The 14,404-nt window shown below is 62.8% G+C and carries 14 protein-coding genes; 7 read left to right on the top strand and 7 right to left on the bottom strand.

Translation table 11 applies throughout. From position 1 onward, the window contains the following. Window positions 1–31 precede the first annotated feature (31 nt). Complete coding sequence (locus tag PQR53_RS20635; RefSeq protein WP_408457684.1) at window positions 32–1,246, bottom strand: class I SAM-dependent methyltransferase; 1,215 nt, start codon at window positions 1,244–1,246, stop codon at window positions 32–34. Between the two features lie 139 nt (window positions 1,247–1,385). Continuing rightward, the gene (gene pdxH / locus PQR53_RS20630) at window positions 1,386–2,027 is read right to left on the bottom strand and encodes a pyridoxamine 5'-phosphate oxidase (RefSeq protein ID WP_408457681.1); all 642 of its coding nucleotides are present in this window, start codon (window positions 2,025–2,027) and stop codon (window positions 1,386–1,388) included. Window positions 2,028–2,257: 230 nt separating this feature from the next. Here pdxH and tcdA point away from each other — a divergent pair, with 230 nt between their 5' ends. Continuing rightward, on the top strand, window positions 2,258–3,115 hold the full coding sequence (tcdA, locus tag PQR53_RS20625) for a tRNA cyclic N6-threonylcarbamoyladenosine(37) synthase TcdA (RefSeq protein WP_408457679.1): 858 nt from the start codon (window positions 2,258–2,260) through the stop codon (window positions 3,113–3,115). A gap of 118 nt (window positions 3,116–3,233) precedes the next feature. Here tcdA and trxA read toward each other — a convergent pair whose 3' ends face one another. Next, a complete protein-coding gene (trxA, locus tag PQR53_RS20620; RefSeq protein ID WP_408457676.1) occupies window positions 3,234–4,082 on the bottom strand; it encodes a thioredoxin in 849 nt (282 codons plus the stop codon). 113 nt (window positions 4,083–4,195) lie between these two features. Then, window positions 4,196–5,071: a pirin family protein gene (locus tag PQR53_RS20615; protein ID WP_408457673.1), complete on the bottom strand. Its 876-nt coding sequence runs from the start codon at window positions 5,069–5,071 to the stop codon at window positions 4,196–4,198. Window positions 5,072–5,248: 177 nt separating this feature from the next. Here PQR53_RS20615 and PQR53_RS20610 point away from each other — a divergent pair, with 177 nt between their 5' ends. Then, the gene (locus tag PQR53_RS20610) at window positions 5,249–6,130 is read left to right on the top strand and encodes an EamA family transporter (protein ID WP_408457670.1); all 882 of its coding nucleotides are present in this window, start codon (window positions 5,249–5,251) and stop codon (window positions 6,128–6,130) included. Window positions 6,131–6,221: 91 nt separating this feature from the next. Here the strand turns inward: PQR53_RS20610 and PQR53_RS20605 are convergent, their stop codons facing one another. Beyond that, the gene (locus PQR53_RS20605) at window positions 6,222–7,814 is read right to left on the bottom strand and encodes an N-acetylmuramoyl-L-alanine amidase (protein ID WP_408457668.1); all 1,593 of its coding nucleotides are present in this window, start codon (window positions 7,812–7,814) and stop codon (window positions 6,222–6,224) included. Beyond that, complete coding sequence (gene tsaE / locus PQR53_RS20600) at window positions 7,796–8,416, bottom strand: tRNA (adenosine(37)-N6)-threonylcarbamoyltransferase complex ATPase subunit type 1 TsaE (protein ID WP_408457665.1); 621 nt, start codon at window positions 8,414–8,416, stop codon at window positions 7,796–7,798. The genes PQR53_RS20605 and tsaE overlap by 19 nt, the downstream gene beginning before the upstream one ends. A gap of 17 nt (window positions 8,417–8,433) precedes the next feature. Here tsaE and queG point away from each other — a divergent pair, with 17 nt between their 5' ends. From queG to xerD, 3 genes are all read left to right on the top strand, one after another. Further along, window positions 8,434–9,675 carry a tRNA epoxyqueuosine(34) reductase QueG gene (gene queG, locus PQR53_RS20595; protein WP_408457663.1) on the top strand — a complete coding sequence of 414 codons (1,242 nt, stop codon included), beginning with the start codon at window positions 8,434–8,436 and terminating at the stop codon, window positions 9,673–9,675. A 129-nt stretch (window positions 9,676–9,804) separates the two neighbouring features. Beyond that, entirely contained in the window at window positions 9,805–10,275 is a 471-nt protein-coding gene (locus tag PQR53_RS20590) for a methylated-DNA--[protein]-cysteine S-methyltransferase (protein WP_408457660.1), read from the top strand. Continuing rightward, a complete protein-coding gene (gene xerD / locus PQR53_RS20585) occupies window positions 10,272–11,207 on the top strand; it encodes a site-specific tyrosine recombinase XerD (protein ID WP_408457657.1) in 936 nt (311 codons plus the stop codon). The genes PQR53_RS20590 and xerD overlap by 4 nt, the downstream gene beginning before the upstream one ends. A gap of 128 nt (window positions 11,208–11,335) precedes the next feature. Here the strand turns inward: xerD and PQR53_RS20580 are convergent, their stop codons facing one another. After that, a complete protein-coding gene (locus PQR53_RS20580) occupies window positions 11,336–12,898 on the bottom strand; it encodes a class I adenylate-forming enzyme family protein (RefSeq protein WP_408457654.1) in 1,563 nt (520 codons plus the stop codon). 140 nt (window positions 12,899–13,038) lie between these two features. Between PQR53_RS20580 and ybaK the strand changes: the two genes are divergently transcribed. Beyond that, window positions 13,039–13,530, top strand: a complete 492-nt coding sequence (gene ybaK, locus PQR53_RS20575) for a Cys-tRNA(Pro) deacylase (protein WP_408457651.1) — start codon at window positions 13,039–13,041, stop codon at window positions 13,528–13,530. Between the two features lie 113 nt (window positions 13,531–13,643). Then, on the top strand, window positions 13,644–14,288 hold the full coding sequence (gene plsY / locus PQR53_RS20570; RefSeq protein ID WP_408457648.1) for a glycerol-3-phosphate 1-O-acyltransferase PlsY: 645 nt from the start codon (window positions 13,644–13,646) through the stop codon (window positions 14,286–14,288). The last annotated feature ends 116 nt before the right edge of the window (window positions 14,289–14,404 follow it).

Raw genomic sequence — 14,404 nt, 5'->3', positions numbered from 1 at the left:
GGCGACGGCGAATCGCCGCGGCGCAACCGTATCACAACGTTTTGTCGTACATATAGCGGCGCGACCACGGCAAGGTTTTTGCGCTGCGCCCGGCTTTGCGGCACACCACCTGGTAGATCGAGACGTCGTCGGTTTCGAACGCGTACGCGCAGCCGGCGAGGTACACGCGCCAGATGCGGAATTTTTCGTCGTCGACCAGCTTGCGGGCTTCGTCCGCATGCGCCTCGAAGTTTTCTGCCCAGAGGTCCAGCGTGTGCGCATAGTGACGGCGCAGGCTTTCGACGTCAACCGCTTCAAGCCCGCCACGCTGCATGGCTTCTAGCGCGAGGCTGATATGCGGCAGCTCACCATCGGGAAACACATAGCGGTCGATGAATTCACCGCCGCCGAGCGCGGTTTCGCCACTGTCCGAATCGCTCGACGTGATGCCGTGATTCATGGCGACGCCGTCATCGACGAGCAGATCGCGAATCTTTTCGAAGTAGCCCGGCAGATTTTTGCGGCCCACATGCTCGAACATGCCGACGCTGGTGATGCGGTCGAACTGTCCTTCGACGTCGCGGTAATCCTGCAGACGAATCTCGATCTGGTTTTCCAGGCCCGCGGCTTTCACGCGCGCGGTGGCGAGATCGAACTGGTTCTGCGACAGCGTCACGCCGACGCACTTCGCGCCGAACTTCTGCGCCGCGCGCAGAACGAGCGCGCCCCAGCCGCAGCCGATATCGAGCAGACGCTGCCCCGGTTGCAACTGGATCTTGGTGAGAATGTGGTCGATCTTCTTGATCTGCGCGGTGGCGAGGTCTTCATCGCCATTCTCGAAGTACGCACACGAGTACACCATATTCTCGTCGAGCCACAGCTTGTAGAACTCGTTCGAGACATCGTAGTGGTACTGAATGGCCTTCTTGTCCGACGACTTCGAATGATTGAAGTAGCGCCGCACGCGCGCCAGCTTGCTCGCGCTGGTGACCGTGTTGCGCGCCAGCTGATAGCTGATGTTGATGATGTCCGACAGTTTGCCTTCGATGTCGATCTTGCCCTTCACGTACGCCTCGCCGAGATTGTCGAGGCTCGGTTCGAGCAGATACGGCAGCGCCGTGGCGCTTTTGACGTGTAGCGTGACCTGCGGCGCGGCGAACTGCCCGAAGTCATGTTGCTGGCCGTCCCACAGCACAAGGCGTGCTGGCAGGTTAGCCCTGATTTTGACGTCTTCCACCCACTGCGCCAGCTTCTTCTCCCAGAACATGTGATTTCTCCGTGTCCGTTGAACTAAAGCAAAGCCTGTGTGGATCGCTGCTCACTGCGACGCAACTCCTATGCCGCGAGGCGCAATCCAGCCGTCGCGCTGCTGCGTTGGCAACGCGCATACGGCGTTGTATTTCGTTTCAAGGCGATAGGCGGGAGATTTGCCAGTCGCTGTTTTCGCTTGAACGTGTGTAGAGCAAACGGTCGTGCAGACGCGACGGCCGGCCCTGCCAGAATTCAATTGCTTCGGGTACCAAACGATAACCGCCCCAGTGCGGTGGGCGCGGCGGTTGGTCACCGTATTGCAGGCTGATTTCGCGTTCGCGTGTTTCGAGCTGCGAGCGGCTTTCAATTACCTGACTCTGATTGGATGCCCACGCGCCGATGCGTGAACCAAGCGGGCGCGACTGGTAATACGTATCGCTTTCTTCAGGGCTCGTTTTGACGATCCGGCCTTCGATGCGCACCTGGCGTTCGAGCTCGATCCAGAAGAAGAGCAGGCTCGCATAGGGATTGCCGGCCAGTTCGAGACCCTTGCGGCTCTCGTAGTTGGTGAAGAACACAAAGCCGCGCTCGTCGACCCCTTTGATCAACACGATGCGCGCCGACGGCCGGCCGCGCGAGTCCACCGTGGCCAGCGTCATCGTATTCGGCTCGGGCAGTTGGGCGTCTACCGCTTGTTGAAACCACGTGTCGAATTGACGAAACGGGTTGCGGTCGATATCGGCAACGTCCAAAGAACCCAGCGAATAGTTTTTTCGAAGTTCGGCGAGTGAGGTCATGTTCTTATGCGAACGCTACAGTCCAATTAGTATAGCCAAGGCTTGAATTTTTTGCGCGCGACCAGGTCAAGGCCCGCCGCGCTGTGTGGACATCCAGGCCACCCCGTGTGCGGTGATTCGTGCCTCAAGGTTGGTACGGCCATGCGGATTAGCGCGATCAGGCAAAATACGGGCTACGAACGCTTCAGCGTGACCACTTTGTGTTGCCTGCTTTGAACGAGCCTCCCACCATGTCCAGCACTACCGCGCATTCCGATCTTACTACCAGCCTCGACGGGAATGAAACCGCCGACCGCGCGCGGCGCTTTGGCGGCATTGCCCGCTTGTACGGCGTGCCGGCGCTCGCCGCGTTCGAAGGGGCGCACGTCGCGGTGATCGGTATCGGCGGGGTGGGCTCGTGGGTCGCGGAGGCGTTGGCGCGCAGCGCGGTCGGCACGCTGACCTTGATCGATCTCGACAACGTCGCCGAGAGCAACACGAACCGCCAGATCCACGCACTGGACGGCAACTACGGAAAACCGAAGGTCGAGGCGATGGCCGAACGCATCGCGGCGATCAATCCGTTCTGCGACGTGAGGCTGATCGAAGACTTCGTCGAGCCGGACAATTTCGCGGCGACGCTCGGCGGTGGGTTCGATTATGTGATCGATGCGATCGACAGTGTGCGCACCAAGACCGCGTTGATCGCGTGGTGCGTCGAGAAGAAGCAGCCGCTGATAACGGTGGGCGGTGCGGGTGGTCAACTGGATCCGACGCGCATTCGTATCGATGATCTCGCGTTGACCATCCAGGATCCGTTGCTATCGAAAGTACGCGGGCAACTGCGCAAACAACATGGTTTTCCGCGTGGTCCAAAGGCGAAGTTCAAGGTAAGCGCGGTGTATTCCGATGAGCCGCTGATCTATCCAGAAGCCGCCGTGTGCGATATCGACGAGGAAGCGGAGCACGTCACGACGTCGCCGGGTCATACGGGACCGGTCGGTTTGAACTGCGCGGGATTTGGCTCGAGCGTGTGTGTGACGGCGAGCTTCGGTTTTGCCGCGGCCGCGCATGTGTTGCGGGCGTTGGCGAAGCAAGCAGCGGGTTGAGGCAGTAGGGCGTTACAGCGTCGCCGCGTTAGAGCGTTGAGGCGGTCAGGCGGGTTGGAGCAAGGTATGCCATATCGCATTCAGGCGCGGCACCACGCCGCACCTGATGCAGTACACATTAGAACAACAACGCACTCAGCTTGCGCCGCCATTGCGACACCAGTTCCGGCTGATGTGCAGCGAGGTCGAACACCGACAGCATGGTCTTACGGCCAATGTCGTCGCGGAACGTGCGGTCGCGTTGCACGATCGCCAACAGATGCTCGAGCGCGTCTTCGTATTTGCGGCGAGCGATCAGTGCGCTAGCCAGATCGAAGCGTGCTTCGAGATCGTCCGGATTCGCTGCGACTGTGGCTTCGAGTGCATCTGTAGGCGGCAGATCAGCAGCCGCGTCCACTGCGTCGAGCCGGGTCTTGATCGCGTTGAAGCGGGCGTCGATTCCTTGCGTGGTTTTCGGCGACAGCAGATCGACTTCATTACGCGCTTCGTCGATGCGGTTGTCTTCGAGCAGCATTTCAATGCGGTCCATGCGCGCTTCGTCGAAACCGGGATCGTAGGCGAGGGCGGCCTGCAGCGCGTCATACGCATCCTCACGACGGCCTTCGGCCAACGCGGTTTGCGCTTCCACACGTGCCGCGTCCGCGCCTTGCGGCACGAGGCGCTCGATAAACTCGCGCAACTGCCCTTCCGGCAGCACGCCGACGAATTGATCGACCGGCTGGCCGTCCGCGAATGCCATGACATGCGGAATGCTGCGCACCTGGAAGTGCCCGGCCAGTTCCTGGTTCTCGTCGACGTTCACCTTCACCAGCTTCCATTTGCCGGCGCCTTCAGCTTCGAGCTTCTCGAGCATCGGGCCAAGCGTCTTGCAGGGGCCGCACCAGGGCGCCCAGAAATCGACCAGCACAGGGGCCAAGGTCGACGCCGTGATGACGTCCTGTTCAAAAGTGGCCAGAGTGGTGTCCATTGCGTCCTCGTGATAAAACGGTTTGTTGGCTAAGTGGGGCCGAGTGCGGCAAATTCAATGCGCGTTGCGCCCGCTGCTGTTTGCGCTGATACACGGCACTGATCGATACGCGCTCATTTTCTTACCGGCAGCGGAATCCATTCGGTTTCCCCCGGTACCTTGCCCATCTCCTGATTAGTCCACGCCAGCTTCGCGGCTTCGATCTTCTCGCGCGAACTGGCGACGAAATTCCATTCGATAAAGCGCTCGCCATCCAGCTTCTCGCCGCCGAGCAGCATGACGCGCGCGCCGTGGGTGCTGGCAAGCGTGACGGTTTCATCGAGCGCGAGCACGGCCATCTGACCTGCTTCGAGCGGTGTGCCGTCGATCTCCAGATCGCCGTCCACCAGATAGACACCGCGCTCCTCGTGCTCCGGTTCGAGCGCGAAGGCGCCCCCCGGGGCGAACTCCGCGGCCACATACAGCGTGCCGGAAAAGGTCTCGACGGGCGAGGTTTCGCCGAACGCGGTGCCCGCGATCACGCGCAGCATGACGCCGTTGCGCTCGACCACCGGCAGCGTCGCGGCCGCGTGATGCGAGAACGATGGTTCGATGTCTTCGTCGTCGAGCGGCAGCGCGACCCAGGTCTGGATGCCGTGCATGGCGAGGCCGCTCGCGCGGTCTTCGGCTGGCGTGCGCTCCGAATGGACGATGCCGCGGCCCGCCGTCATCCAGTTGACGTCGCCCGGCACGATCTTCTGCTCCGAGCCGAGACTGTCGCGATGCATGATCGAGCCTTCGAACAGATACGTGACGGTGGCGAGGCCGATATGCGGATGCGGACGCACGTCGAGCCCGACGCCGGGTTCCAGCGTGGCAGGGCCCATGTGATCGAAAAAGATGAACGGGCCGATCAGGCGCGCGGCCATGGCCGGCAGCACGCGCCGCACGGTGAGGCTGCCGACGTCGCGCAGATGCGGTTTGAGGACTGCTTTGATCGAGGAAGACATGGGCAGGCTCGGCTGGAAGGGGAATCGGATTTTTGCTTAATAGTCGATTCTACTGCGGAGGCCGGAACGCTGACGGTTTGCGTCGCACGTCCCCTCCGGGATTCCGTAACGCGTGCTGTCCCCTGACGCTGCTGGCTCCGCTAAAATTCCGGATCTAACAATCAAATGGAGACCGGGATGTCACCCAGGGACTTACTGCTCGCGCTCGTCGTCGTCGTGGCGTGGGGGGTCAATTTCGTCGTGATCAAGGTGGGTCTGCATGGCGTGCCGCCAATGCTGCTTGGCGCGCTGCGTTTCGCGCTCGCCGCCGTGCCGGCGGTGTTTTTCGTCAAGCGGCCGCAGATGCCATGGCGCTGGCTGTTCGCTTATGGCGCGACGATTTCGTTAGGGCAGTTCGCTTTTCTATTCTCAGCCATGTATGTCGGCATGCCGGCGGGACTCGCGTCGCTCGTCTTGCAGGCGCAGGCTTTCTTCACGCTGATCTTCGCGGCGCTGTTTCTGCATGAGCGCTTTCGCATGCCGAACGTCGTCGGCTTGCTGATCGCGGCGGGCGGCCTCGCGATCATCGGCATGCAGGGCGGCCATGCAATGACGCTCGCCGGTTTCGTCCTCACGCTGTGCGCCGCGGGTTCGTGGGCGCTCGGCAACATCGTCACGAAGAAGGTCGGCAAGGTCGATCTGGTCGGGCTGGTGGTGTGGGGCAGCCTGATCCCGCCGTTGCCGTTCTTCGCGCTGTCGTACGCGTTCGAAGGGCCGCAGCGGATCGTCGCGGCGCTGTCCGGCATTAGCGCGACGTCGATTTTCGCCATCGTCTACCTGGCGTTTATCGCAACGCTGATCGGCTATGGCTTGTGGAGCCGGCTGTTGTCGCGCTATCCGGCGAGCCAGGTGGCGCCGTTCTCGCTGCTGGTGCCGATTGTCGGGCTGGCTTCGGCGTCCCTGTTTCTCGACGAGCAGTTGTCCGCGGCGCAGATCGCGGGCGCCCTGCTCGTGATGGCGGGATTGGCGGTGAATGTGTTCGGTGGATGGGTCATGCAGCGGATTTCAATGGCGCGTTGAACGCCGCGCAAGCGTGAAGCAGAAAAAACGGCCGCATCGAGCGGCCGTTTCGTTTTGTTGCAGGCATGACGCCGTGTCATGCCACTGAACGTCAGGTCATGCGGCTCTTCGCCAGCGGCGGATTCGCCGCGAAATAGCGCTTGATGCCGGTCATGATCGCATCGGCCATTTTCTCCCGATACGCGTCGTCGTTCAGGCGGCGCTCCTCGTCCGGGTTGCTGATGAATGCCGTTTCCACGAGGATCGAGGGAATATCCGGCGCCTTCAGCACGGCAAACCCCGCCTGTTCCACCGAACCTTTGTGCAGCTTGTTGATGCCGCCGATTTCGTTCAGCACGAAGTTGCCGTAGCGCATCGAATCGCGGATCTGCGCGGTGGTCGACATATCGAACAGCGCGCGGTTGACGGTGGCGTCGGCGGACTTGATGTTGATCCCGCCGATCTGATCCGACGAGTTCTCCTTGTTCGCCATCCAGCGCGCCGCGGCGCTCGACGCGCCGTGTTCCGACAACGCGAACACCGACGAGCCCTTGGCATCCGGCGTGGTGAACGCATCCGCGTGGATCGAGACGAACAGGTCCGCGCCCACGCGCCGAGCCTTCTGCACGCGCACGTTCAGCGGCACGAAGAAGTCGGCGTCGCGCGTCATCATGGCGCGCATGTTCGGCTGGCCGTCGATCTTGGCGCGCAGCTTCTTTGCAATGTCGAGTGCGACGTGCTTCTCGTACGTGCCCGAGCCGCCGATCGCGCCCGGGTCTTCGCCGCCGTGACCCGGATCGATCGCGACGGTCAACAGACGCACCGTGTTGCTTTTGCCGGTTTTCGGGTTGGTGAAGGCGTAGTTGTCGTCGCCGTTGCTGTTGGTATCGTCGCCACCCAGGTTGCTGCCGCTGGTGCCGCCCTTGTTGCGGGCGATCGCGACGGGCGGTGCGGTGGGAGCCGCCGGCGCCGTGGGCGCAGACTTGCCGAGGATGGGCGGGACCGGCGGTGCGCCATGCACGGATGGGCGCGGCACGCCCGGCGCCGTTCCACCGCTGCCGCCGCCGTTCTGCGCGTAACGCTCGAAGAAAGCTTCGCTGTTGTCGGCGGCGGGCGGCGTGGTGCCCGGGCCACTTAACGTGGCAGGCGGCGCGTTGCTTTCGTCCAGCGTTTGCTGCTTGTGCTCGGTCTGCGCGAGCAGATCCATGAGCGGGTCAGGCGCAACGGCGGGATACAGGTCGAACACCAACCGGTACTTGTACGCGCCGACCGGCGGCAGCGTAAAGACTTGCGGCTTCACCGAGCCCTTCAGATCGAACACCATGCGCACGACGTGCGGCTGATATTGCCCAACGCGCACCGACTGGATCTGCGGATCGTTCGGCGTGATCTGTGACACCAGGTCCTTTAACGCCTGATCCAGATCGAGTCCGCTCAGGTCGACCACCAGCCGGTCCGGACTCTGCAGCAACTGCTGTGCGTTCTGCAATGGCTGATCCGACTCGATCGTCACGCGCGTGTAGTCGCGCGCCGGCCAGACCCGCACGCCAAGCACCGAGCTCGCCCACGCGAGACGCGGAGCGACCAGACCGAGCATCAGCGTGGACGCGCCCGCGCACAGAATCTGCCGGCGCCGCCAGTTATGCGTGGCGGTCGCTGCCGATTCGATCGAGCGGAATGGTTTGATCAACATCTTTCGAGACATGCCTTTCCTGATTCGCTATATGCCCGTGCGACGAGTACGCGGCCGTTGCCTTCGTGGTCCAGGTCGAGCGAGAAGACGAGATCCGGCACGCCCAGCAGGCGGCCCGCGCGTTGCGGCCATTCGACGAGGCAGATCGCGCCGCTGTCGAAGTACTCGCGAAAGCCCGCATCGGCCCACTCGGCCGGATCGGTGAATCTGTACAGATCGAAGTGATAGAGCGCGAGTTCCCCAGCGGGACGTTCGAGCACGTAGGGTTCGACGAGTGTGTAAGTAGGACTGCGCACGCGGCCGGTGTGGCCGAGGCCGCGCAGGGTTGCGCGCACGAGGGTGGTTTTGCCGGCCCCGAGGTCGCCGACGAGTTGCACTTGCAGTCCGTGGGATGTTTGCTCATTCGCAGCGAGCGGGGCGGGTTGTTGCGCTTCCCGCTGTGTGGTTTGCTGCGGGTTGTGCCGTGGCTTGCGCTGCAACTCGCGCACGCTTTCGATCGCCTGCGCGAAGCGCGCGCCGAAGGCATTCGTGGCGGCCTCGTCCGCGAGCGCGAAGGAGCGTTCGAGCAGGATCTGGGCGGGCGGTTGGATCGCGAGATCGGGATTGACGGGCATTCTCGTAAAATGGCGTGATGAACCGAAGTCCGGAGTCCCCTGTTCCCTGCACGCCTGCGTCTAACGACGATGTGCGTGCCGAGCGCCATTTCGATGAAGCGGCGTTGCATGCGCTCGCGCTCAACATCAAAACATGGGGCCGTGAACTGGGTTTCGGAGCGATCGGCATTAGCGACACCGATCTCTCCGCTGCCGAAGCGCCGCTTGCAGCATGGCTGGACGCGGGTTGCCACGGCGAGATGGATTATATGGCGAAACACGGTATGAAACGCGCGCGTCCCGCCGAGCTTGTGGCCGGCACGCGACGTGTGATTACAGCGCGCATCGCCTATTTGCCCGCGCAGACGTTGAGTGGAAAGGCGCACGAAAGCGCGTTGCAGGACTCGCCGCTTGCAGCGCAAGACTGGCGTGCAGCCGAGCATGCGCGGCTCCTGGACCCGTCGGCGGCGGTGGTGTCGATCTATGCGCGGGGCCGCGATTATCACAAGGTCATGCGTAATCGTTTGCAACATCTGGCCGAGAAAATCGAGGCGGAGATCGGTGCCTTCGGCTACCGCGTATTTACCGATTCGGCGCCGGTGCTCGAGGTAGAACTTGCGCAGAAGGCCGGCATCGGTTGGCGGGGCAAGCACACACTGTTGCTGCAACGCGATGCCGGTTCGCTGTTTTTCCTCGGCGAAATCTATGTGGATGTGCCGTTGCCCACCGATGCCGAGACGTCGCCGGAAGAGGCACCCGAAACGCCGGGCTCGCACTGCGGCAATTGCACGCGTTGCATTGGCGCGTGCCCGACGGGTGCGATCGTGGCGCCTTATAAGGTCGATGCACGTCTGTGCATTTCATATCTGACAATCGAATTGAAGGGGAATATTCCCCTGGAAATGCGGCCGCTGATCGGTAATCGTGTGTACGGCTGCGACGATTGCCAACTCGTATGTCCGTGGAACAAGTTTGCGCAGGCCGCGCCGGTCGACGATTTCGATGTGCGGCATGGACTCGATCGCGCGACGCTGGTCGAACTCTTTGCGTGGAGCGCGGAGGAGTTCGATACGCGCATGCAGGGGAGTGCGATTCGTCGCATTGGCTATGAAAGCTGGTTGCGCAATCTGGCGGTGGGGATGGGTAATGCGCTGCGTGCTTCTTCCGAAAGTTTGAGTGCGCACGCGCGCAAGGCGATTGTTGACGCACTGAAGTTACGCGTCGAACACCCTTCGGCCGTGGTGCGCGAGCATGTGGAATGGGCGTTGGAAGCGGCGTAAAGTAGCGGCATTCCGGCGGGCACGTGGCAGGAAGACGCGCCATGTAACGGCGCGTAGCGCGCTGCGCGCTTATCGAAATACGCCGCCGCGCAATTCGAAAAGTGCCTCGCCAATCACGGAGCAAGTACCATGTTCAACGCAGTGATCGATGCACCGTTCGGCAAGGTCGGCATCCGCCTCGAAGGCGAGGCCGTGCGCGAGATCGTCTATCTGCCGGAGTCGATGCAGAACGTCGCGCCGGACACGCCTCTCGCGAAGCTGGCCGTCGAACAGATCGAGCGTTATTTCGAGCGTGCCTCCGCGAAGTTCGAATTGCCGCTCGTGGCGGTCGGCACCGCGTTTCAGCAGCGCGTCTGGCAAGCGATTAGCGACATCCCGCCGGGCGTTGTACGGACCTATGGACAACTCGCGAGGCAACTCGGCAGCGCCCCGCGCGCGGTTGGCCAGGCGTGCGGCGCCAATTACTTTCCGATCGTGATTCCGTGCCATCGGGTGGTCAGTTCGAGCGGCATTGGCGGATTCGCGCATCACGCCGACGATGGCTTTTTTCGTAACGTCAAGCGCTGGCTGCTGGCGCATGAAGGCATTCCCTACGCATGAGCGATACCCTGACTGAAGGCACGCCCATCGCGTCACCTTTGTTTGTGGCCAGCTCGGTCTCGATCGATGCGTTCTGCGACGCGTTGTGGCTCGAGCACGGCTTGTCGCGCAACACGCTCGATGCGTACCGGCGCGATCTGCGGCTGTTCTGCGAATGGCTCGCGCACGCCCGCAACACGTCGCTCGACACCGCCAGCGAGGCCGATCTCAACGCCTATAGCGCGGCGCGTCAGAAAGACAAATCCACCTCGGCGAACCGGCGGCTCTCGGTGTTTCGCCGCTACTACGGCTGGGCGGTGCGCGAGCATCGCGCGAAGGTCGATCCGACGGTGCGCATCCGTTCGGCCAAACAGCCGCCGCGTTTTCCGTCGACGCTTAGCGAAGCGCAAGTCGAAGCACTGCTCGGTGCGCCGGATATCGACACGCCCTTGGGCCTGCGCGACCGCACCATGCTGGAGTTGATGTACGCGAGCGGTTTGCGGGTCACCGAACTCGTCACGTTGAAGACGGTGGAAGTGGGCCTGAACGACGGCGTGGTGCGCGTGATGGGCAAGGGCTCCAAAGAGCGCCTGATTCCGTTCGGCGAAGAGGCGCACGGCTGGATCGAACGCTATCTGCGCGAAGCGCGCCCTGCATTGCTGGGTGCGCGCGCAACGGATGCGCTGTTCGTCACGAGCCGCGCGGAGGGCATGACCCGCCAGCAGTTCTGGAACATCATCAAGCGTCACGCGGCGGCGGCCGATGTTCATGCGCCACTCTCGCCGCATACGCTGCGGCACGCGTTCGCGACGCACTTGCTGAACCATGGCGCCGATTTGCGCGTCGTGCAATTGCTGCTCGGTCATACGGATATCTCGACCACGCAAATTTATACACACGTGGCCCGCGAACGGTTGAAGTCGCTGCATGCGCAGCATCATCCGCGAGGGTGATTGGCATTGGCATTCGCGTGGGGCGCGAGTGGCCATGCAGTAGTTTTTGTGCACTCCAGCCGAAGCCTGGGCCCAGTCCGAGCCAAAGCCAAAGCCAAAGCCAAAGCCAAAGCCACTGCGGCTGCCGCTTAGACGAACTCGCGCAGCCGGTGCTTGAGAATTTTGCCAGTCGACGCCGCCGGCAACGCGGCGAGCACCCTCACTTCGGCAGGTCGCTTGTACGGCGCGAGTCGCTCTGCGCACCACGCGATGAGTTCACCCGGCGACACCTTCGCGCCCGCGATCAGTTCGACGAACGCGATCACTTCCTCATTACCCTCTACTGCACGCCCGATCACCGCTGATTGCACCACTTGCGGATGCGCGTTCAACACGTGCTCGACTTCCGCCGGGTACACGTTGAAGCCCGAACGGATGATCAGTTCCTTGCTACGCCCGACGATGTGCAACGCACCATCCGTGTCCTGCCGTGCGAGATCGCCGGTCTTGAGCCAGCCGTCTTCGGTAACGGCGGCGCGGGTCTGCTCCGGGCTGCGGTAGTAACCCAGCATCACGTTCGGGCCACGCACCCATAGTTCACCGATTTCGCCAGGCGCGGCATCCACGCCGTCGAGCTGGACGAACCGCACGTCCACGCCCGGAATGACTTCGCCGACCGAGCAATCGCTGCGCGGCGCGTCGAGCATGGTGTGGGAGACAGTCGGGCTGCTCTCCGTCATCCCGTAGCCGTTGTGCAGTGGGAGGCCGTAGACGTTTTCGACCTGCGCTTTCAGCGCGGCGTCGAGCGGCGAGCCGCCCGAATAGGCAAAGCGCAGATGCGGCGCCGACCACGCGTGTCCGTGCGTCTGCACATGTTCGAGCAGTTTGGCGTGCATGGCCGGCACGCCCTGGAAGATCGACACCCGCTCTTCTCCGAGCGCCCGCCGCACCGCTTCAGGCGCGAAGCGCGGTGCGAGGCGCAAGGTTGCGCCGGCGTGCAGGCTGCCGAGACAAACCGAGGCGAAGCCATACACGTGCGAGATCGGCAGAACGGCGTACACGACATCGTCCGGGCCGACTTTGCGCAAACGGCTCGACACGGCGGCGATGAAGAGCAGATTGCGGTGCGACAGCATCACGCCTTTCGGTGCGCCGGTGGTTCCTGTGGTGTAGATCAGCGCGGCGCATTGGCGGTGATTGTCGGCTTCGACCGGTTCGGCTTTCGCGGTGGCGTCGATCGTGTACGACCAGGCGCCGATATCCGGCCCGATGACGGTCGCTGTGACGGCCTGATGCCGCGCTGCATGCTGTTGGGCATCCACGGAGCTTTCGACCGCATAGGCGACCACGCGAGGCTGCGCGTGCGCACGGATCGCGTCGAGTTCGGCGGCGGACAGGCGGGCGTTCGACACGAGCGCCCACGCGTCGAGTTTCGCGGTTGCGAATAGCAGCACGATCTGCACGATGCTGTTCTCGGCCACGATCATCACGCGATCGCCGCCACGCACGCCCCATTCGCGCAGCAGCGCGGCGGCGGCATCGACGGCTTCCAGAAGTTGCGCATTGGTGAGGCGGCGCGCATCCTCAATCAACGCGACGTGCTGCGGATCGCGCGCGGCGGCCAGCGCCGGAATGTCGGCGATACGCGCGGGCAGGGCGGCCAGTAGCGCGGGGATGTCGATCGTGGAACGGGTGGGTGAATCGAGGCTCAACGCTGTCTCCAATGGACGGTTCTATGTCCGGCATGCCGTGCGCCGGAAGATTTGCGAACGATCGTGCCACAATCGCCGGACCCGCACAATTGGCCGTTCGGCAAATAGCCGTTGTGCAAAGTCGCCATTACAATGCGCCGATGAGCAAATCCAGACACGTCTCCGAAACGCCCGCGACGCAGTTTCTGCGCCGCCATGGCGTCATTTTCGGCGAACATCCTTACGATTACGTCGAGCACGGCGGCACCGAGGAATCCGCGCGCCAGCTCGGCGTGGACGAACACCATGTCGTGAAGACCCTGGTGATGGAAGACGAGCACGCCAAGCCGCTGATCGTGCTGATGCACGGCGACCGCACCGTCAGCACCAAGAATCTGGCGCGGCAGATTGGCGCCAAACGCGTCGAACCGTGCAAGCCCGAGGTGGCGAACCGACATTCGGGCTATCTGATCGGCGGTACCTCGCCGTTCGGCACGCGTAAGCAGATGCCGGTGTACGTCGAGTCGAGCATTCTCGAGATGGACAAGATCTGGCTGAACGGCGGCCGGCGTGGTTTTCTGGTCAGCATCGAGCCTGGAATATTGACCGGCTTGCTGGCCGCGAAACCGGTCCAGTGCGCGAGCGTCGATTGATGTTTGCCTGAATGTTTTCCGGGCAGGTGGGTTCGGTAGAATGTGCGCCGCTTTGTTCCTTGTTGCGGTTGGAGTATCGAGTTTCAGACCGCCGATCCTTATAAGAGTCCCAGATGCAAAACCTGATCGTTGCTGTCGTTGCCTACCTGATCGGCTCGGTGTCGTTTGCCGTGATCGTGAGCGCCGCGATGGGGCTGGACGACCCGCGCTCGTACGGCTCGGGCAACCCGGGCGCCACCAACGTGCTGCGCAGCGGCAGCAAGAAGGCCGCGATTCTCACCCTGATCGGCGATGCATTCAAAGGATGGTTGCCGGTGTGGTTCGTGGTGCACTTCGGCGCGCGCTACGGTCTTGACGATACGTCGGTCGCGATTGCGTCCGTCGCCGTGTTTCTCGGCCACCTGTATCCGATCTTCTTCCGCTTCAAAGGCGGCAAGGGTGTGGCGACCGCGGCAGGCGTGCTGCTCGCGATCAACCCTATTCTCGGTGTCGCCACCTTGCTGACGTGGCTGATCGTGGCATTCTTCACGCGCTATTCGTCGCTGGCGGCGCTGGCTGCGGCGGTATTCGCGCCGATCTTCGACGGCTTTCTGTTCGGGCCGCATATCATCGCGCTGGCGATTGTCGTGATGAGTTCGCTGCTGGTGTGGCGCCACCGAGGCAACATCGCCAAGCTGATGCGCGGCCAGGAAAGCCGCATTGGCGCCAAGAAGAAAACCGATGCCGCGGCGAGGGCGGCGGGTGGGAACGAGTCTTGAGGGTGAGCAGGGCGCGTCCGACCGGATGTCCGGGTGTTTGCTGGCGCGTGTCACGGTTGGCCTGCGGAGTGCGCACTAAAAGCGCACTACCTGTGTGGTGAGCGTTCGGCACACAC

The sequence above is a fragment of the Paraburkholderia fungorum genome, assembly GCF_046027605.1.
Lineage (GTDB): Bacteria > Pseudomonadota > Gammaproteobacteria > Burkholderiales > Burkholderiaceae > Paraburkholderia > Paraburkholderia fungorum_F.
This window is presented reverse-complemented; position numbering and strand designations above follow the sequence as displayed.

Bases quoted from the DNA above. Each gene is read 5' to 3' on its own strand.
- PQR53_RS20635 (WP_408457684.1), bottom strand. From the start codon at position 1,246: ATGTTCTGGGAGAAGAAGCTGGCGCAGTGGGTGGAAGACGTCAAAATC.
- pdxH (WP_408457681.1), bottom strand. From the start codon at position 2,027: ATGACCTCACTCGCCGAACTTCGAAAAAACTATTCGCTGGGTTCTTTG.
- tcdA (WP_408457679.1), top strand. From the start codon at position 2,258: ATGTCCAGCACTACCGCGCATTCCGATCTTACTACCAGCCTCGACGGG.
- trxA (WP_408457676.1), bottom strand. From the start codon at position 4,082: ATGGACACCACTCTGGCCACTTTTGAACAGGACGTCATCACGGCGTCG.
- PQR53_RS20615 (WP_408457673.1), bottom strand. From the start codon at position 5,071: ATGTCTTCCTCGATCAAAGCAGTCCTCAAACCGCATCTGCGCGACGTC.
- PQR53_RS20610 (WP_408457670.1), top strand. From the start codon at position 5,249: ATGTCACCCAGGGACTTACTGCTCGCGCTCGTCGTCGTCGTGGCGTGG.
- PQR53_RS20605 (WP_408457668.1), bottom strand. From the start codon at position 7,814: ATGTCTCGAAAGATGTTGATCAAACCATTCCGCTCGATCGAATCGGCA.
- tsaE (WP_408457665.1), bottom strand. From the start codon at position 8,416: ATGCCCGTCAATCCCGATCTCGCGATCCAACCGCCCGCCCAGATCCTG.
- queG (WP_408457663.1), top strand. From the start codon at position 8,434: ATGAACCGAAGTCCGGAGTCCCCTGTTCCCTGCACGCCTGCGTCTAAC.
- PQR53_RS20590 (WP_408457660.1), top strand. From the start codon at position 9,805: ATGTTCAACGCAGTGATCGATGCACCGTTCGGCAAGGTCGGCATCCGC.
- xerD (WP_408457657.1), top strand. From the start codon at position 10,272: ATGAGCGATACCCTGACTGAAGGCACGCCCATCGCGTCACCTTTGTTT.
- ybaK (WP_408457651.1), top strand. From the start codon at position 13,039: ATGAGCAAATCCAGACACGTCTCCGAAACGCCCGCGACGCAGTTTCTG.
- plsY (WP_408457648.1), top strand. From the start codon at position 13,644: ATGCAAAACCTGATCGTTGCTGTCGTTGCCTACCTGATCGGCTCGGTG.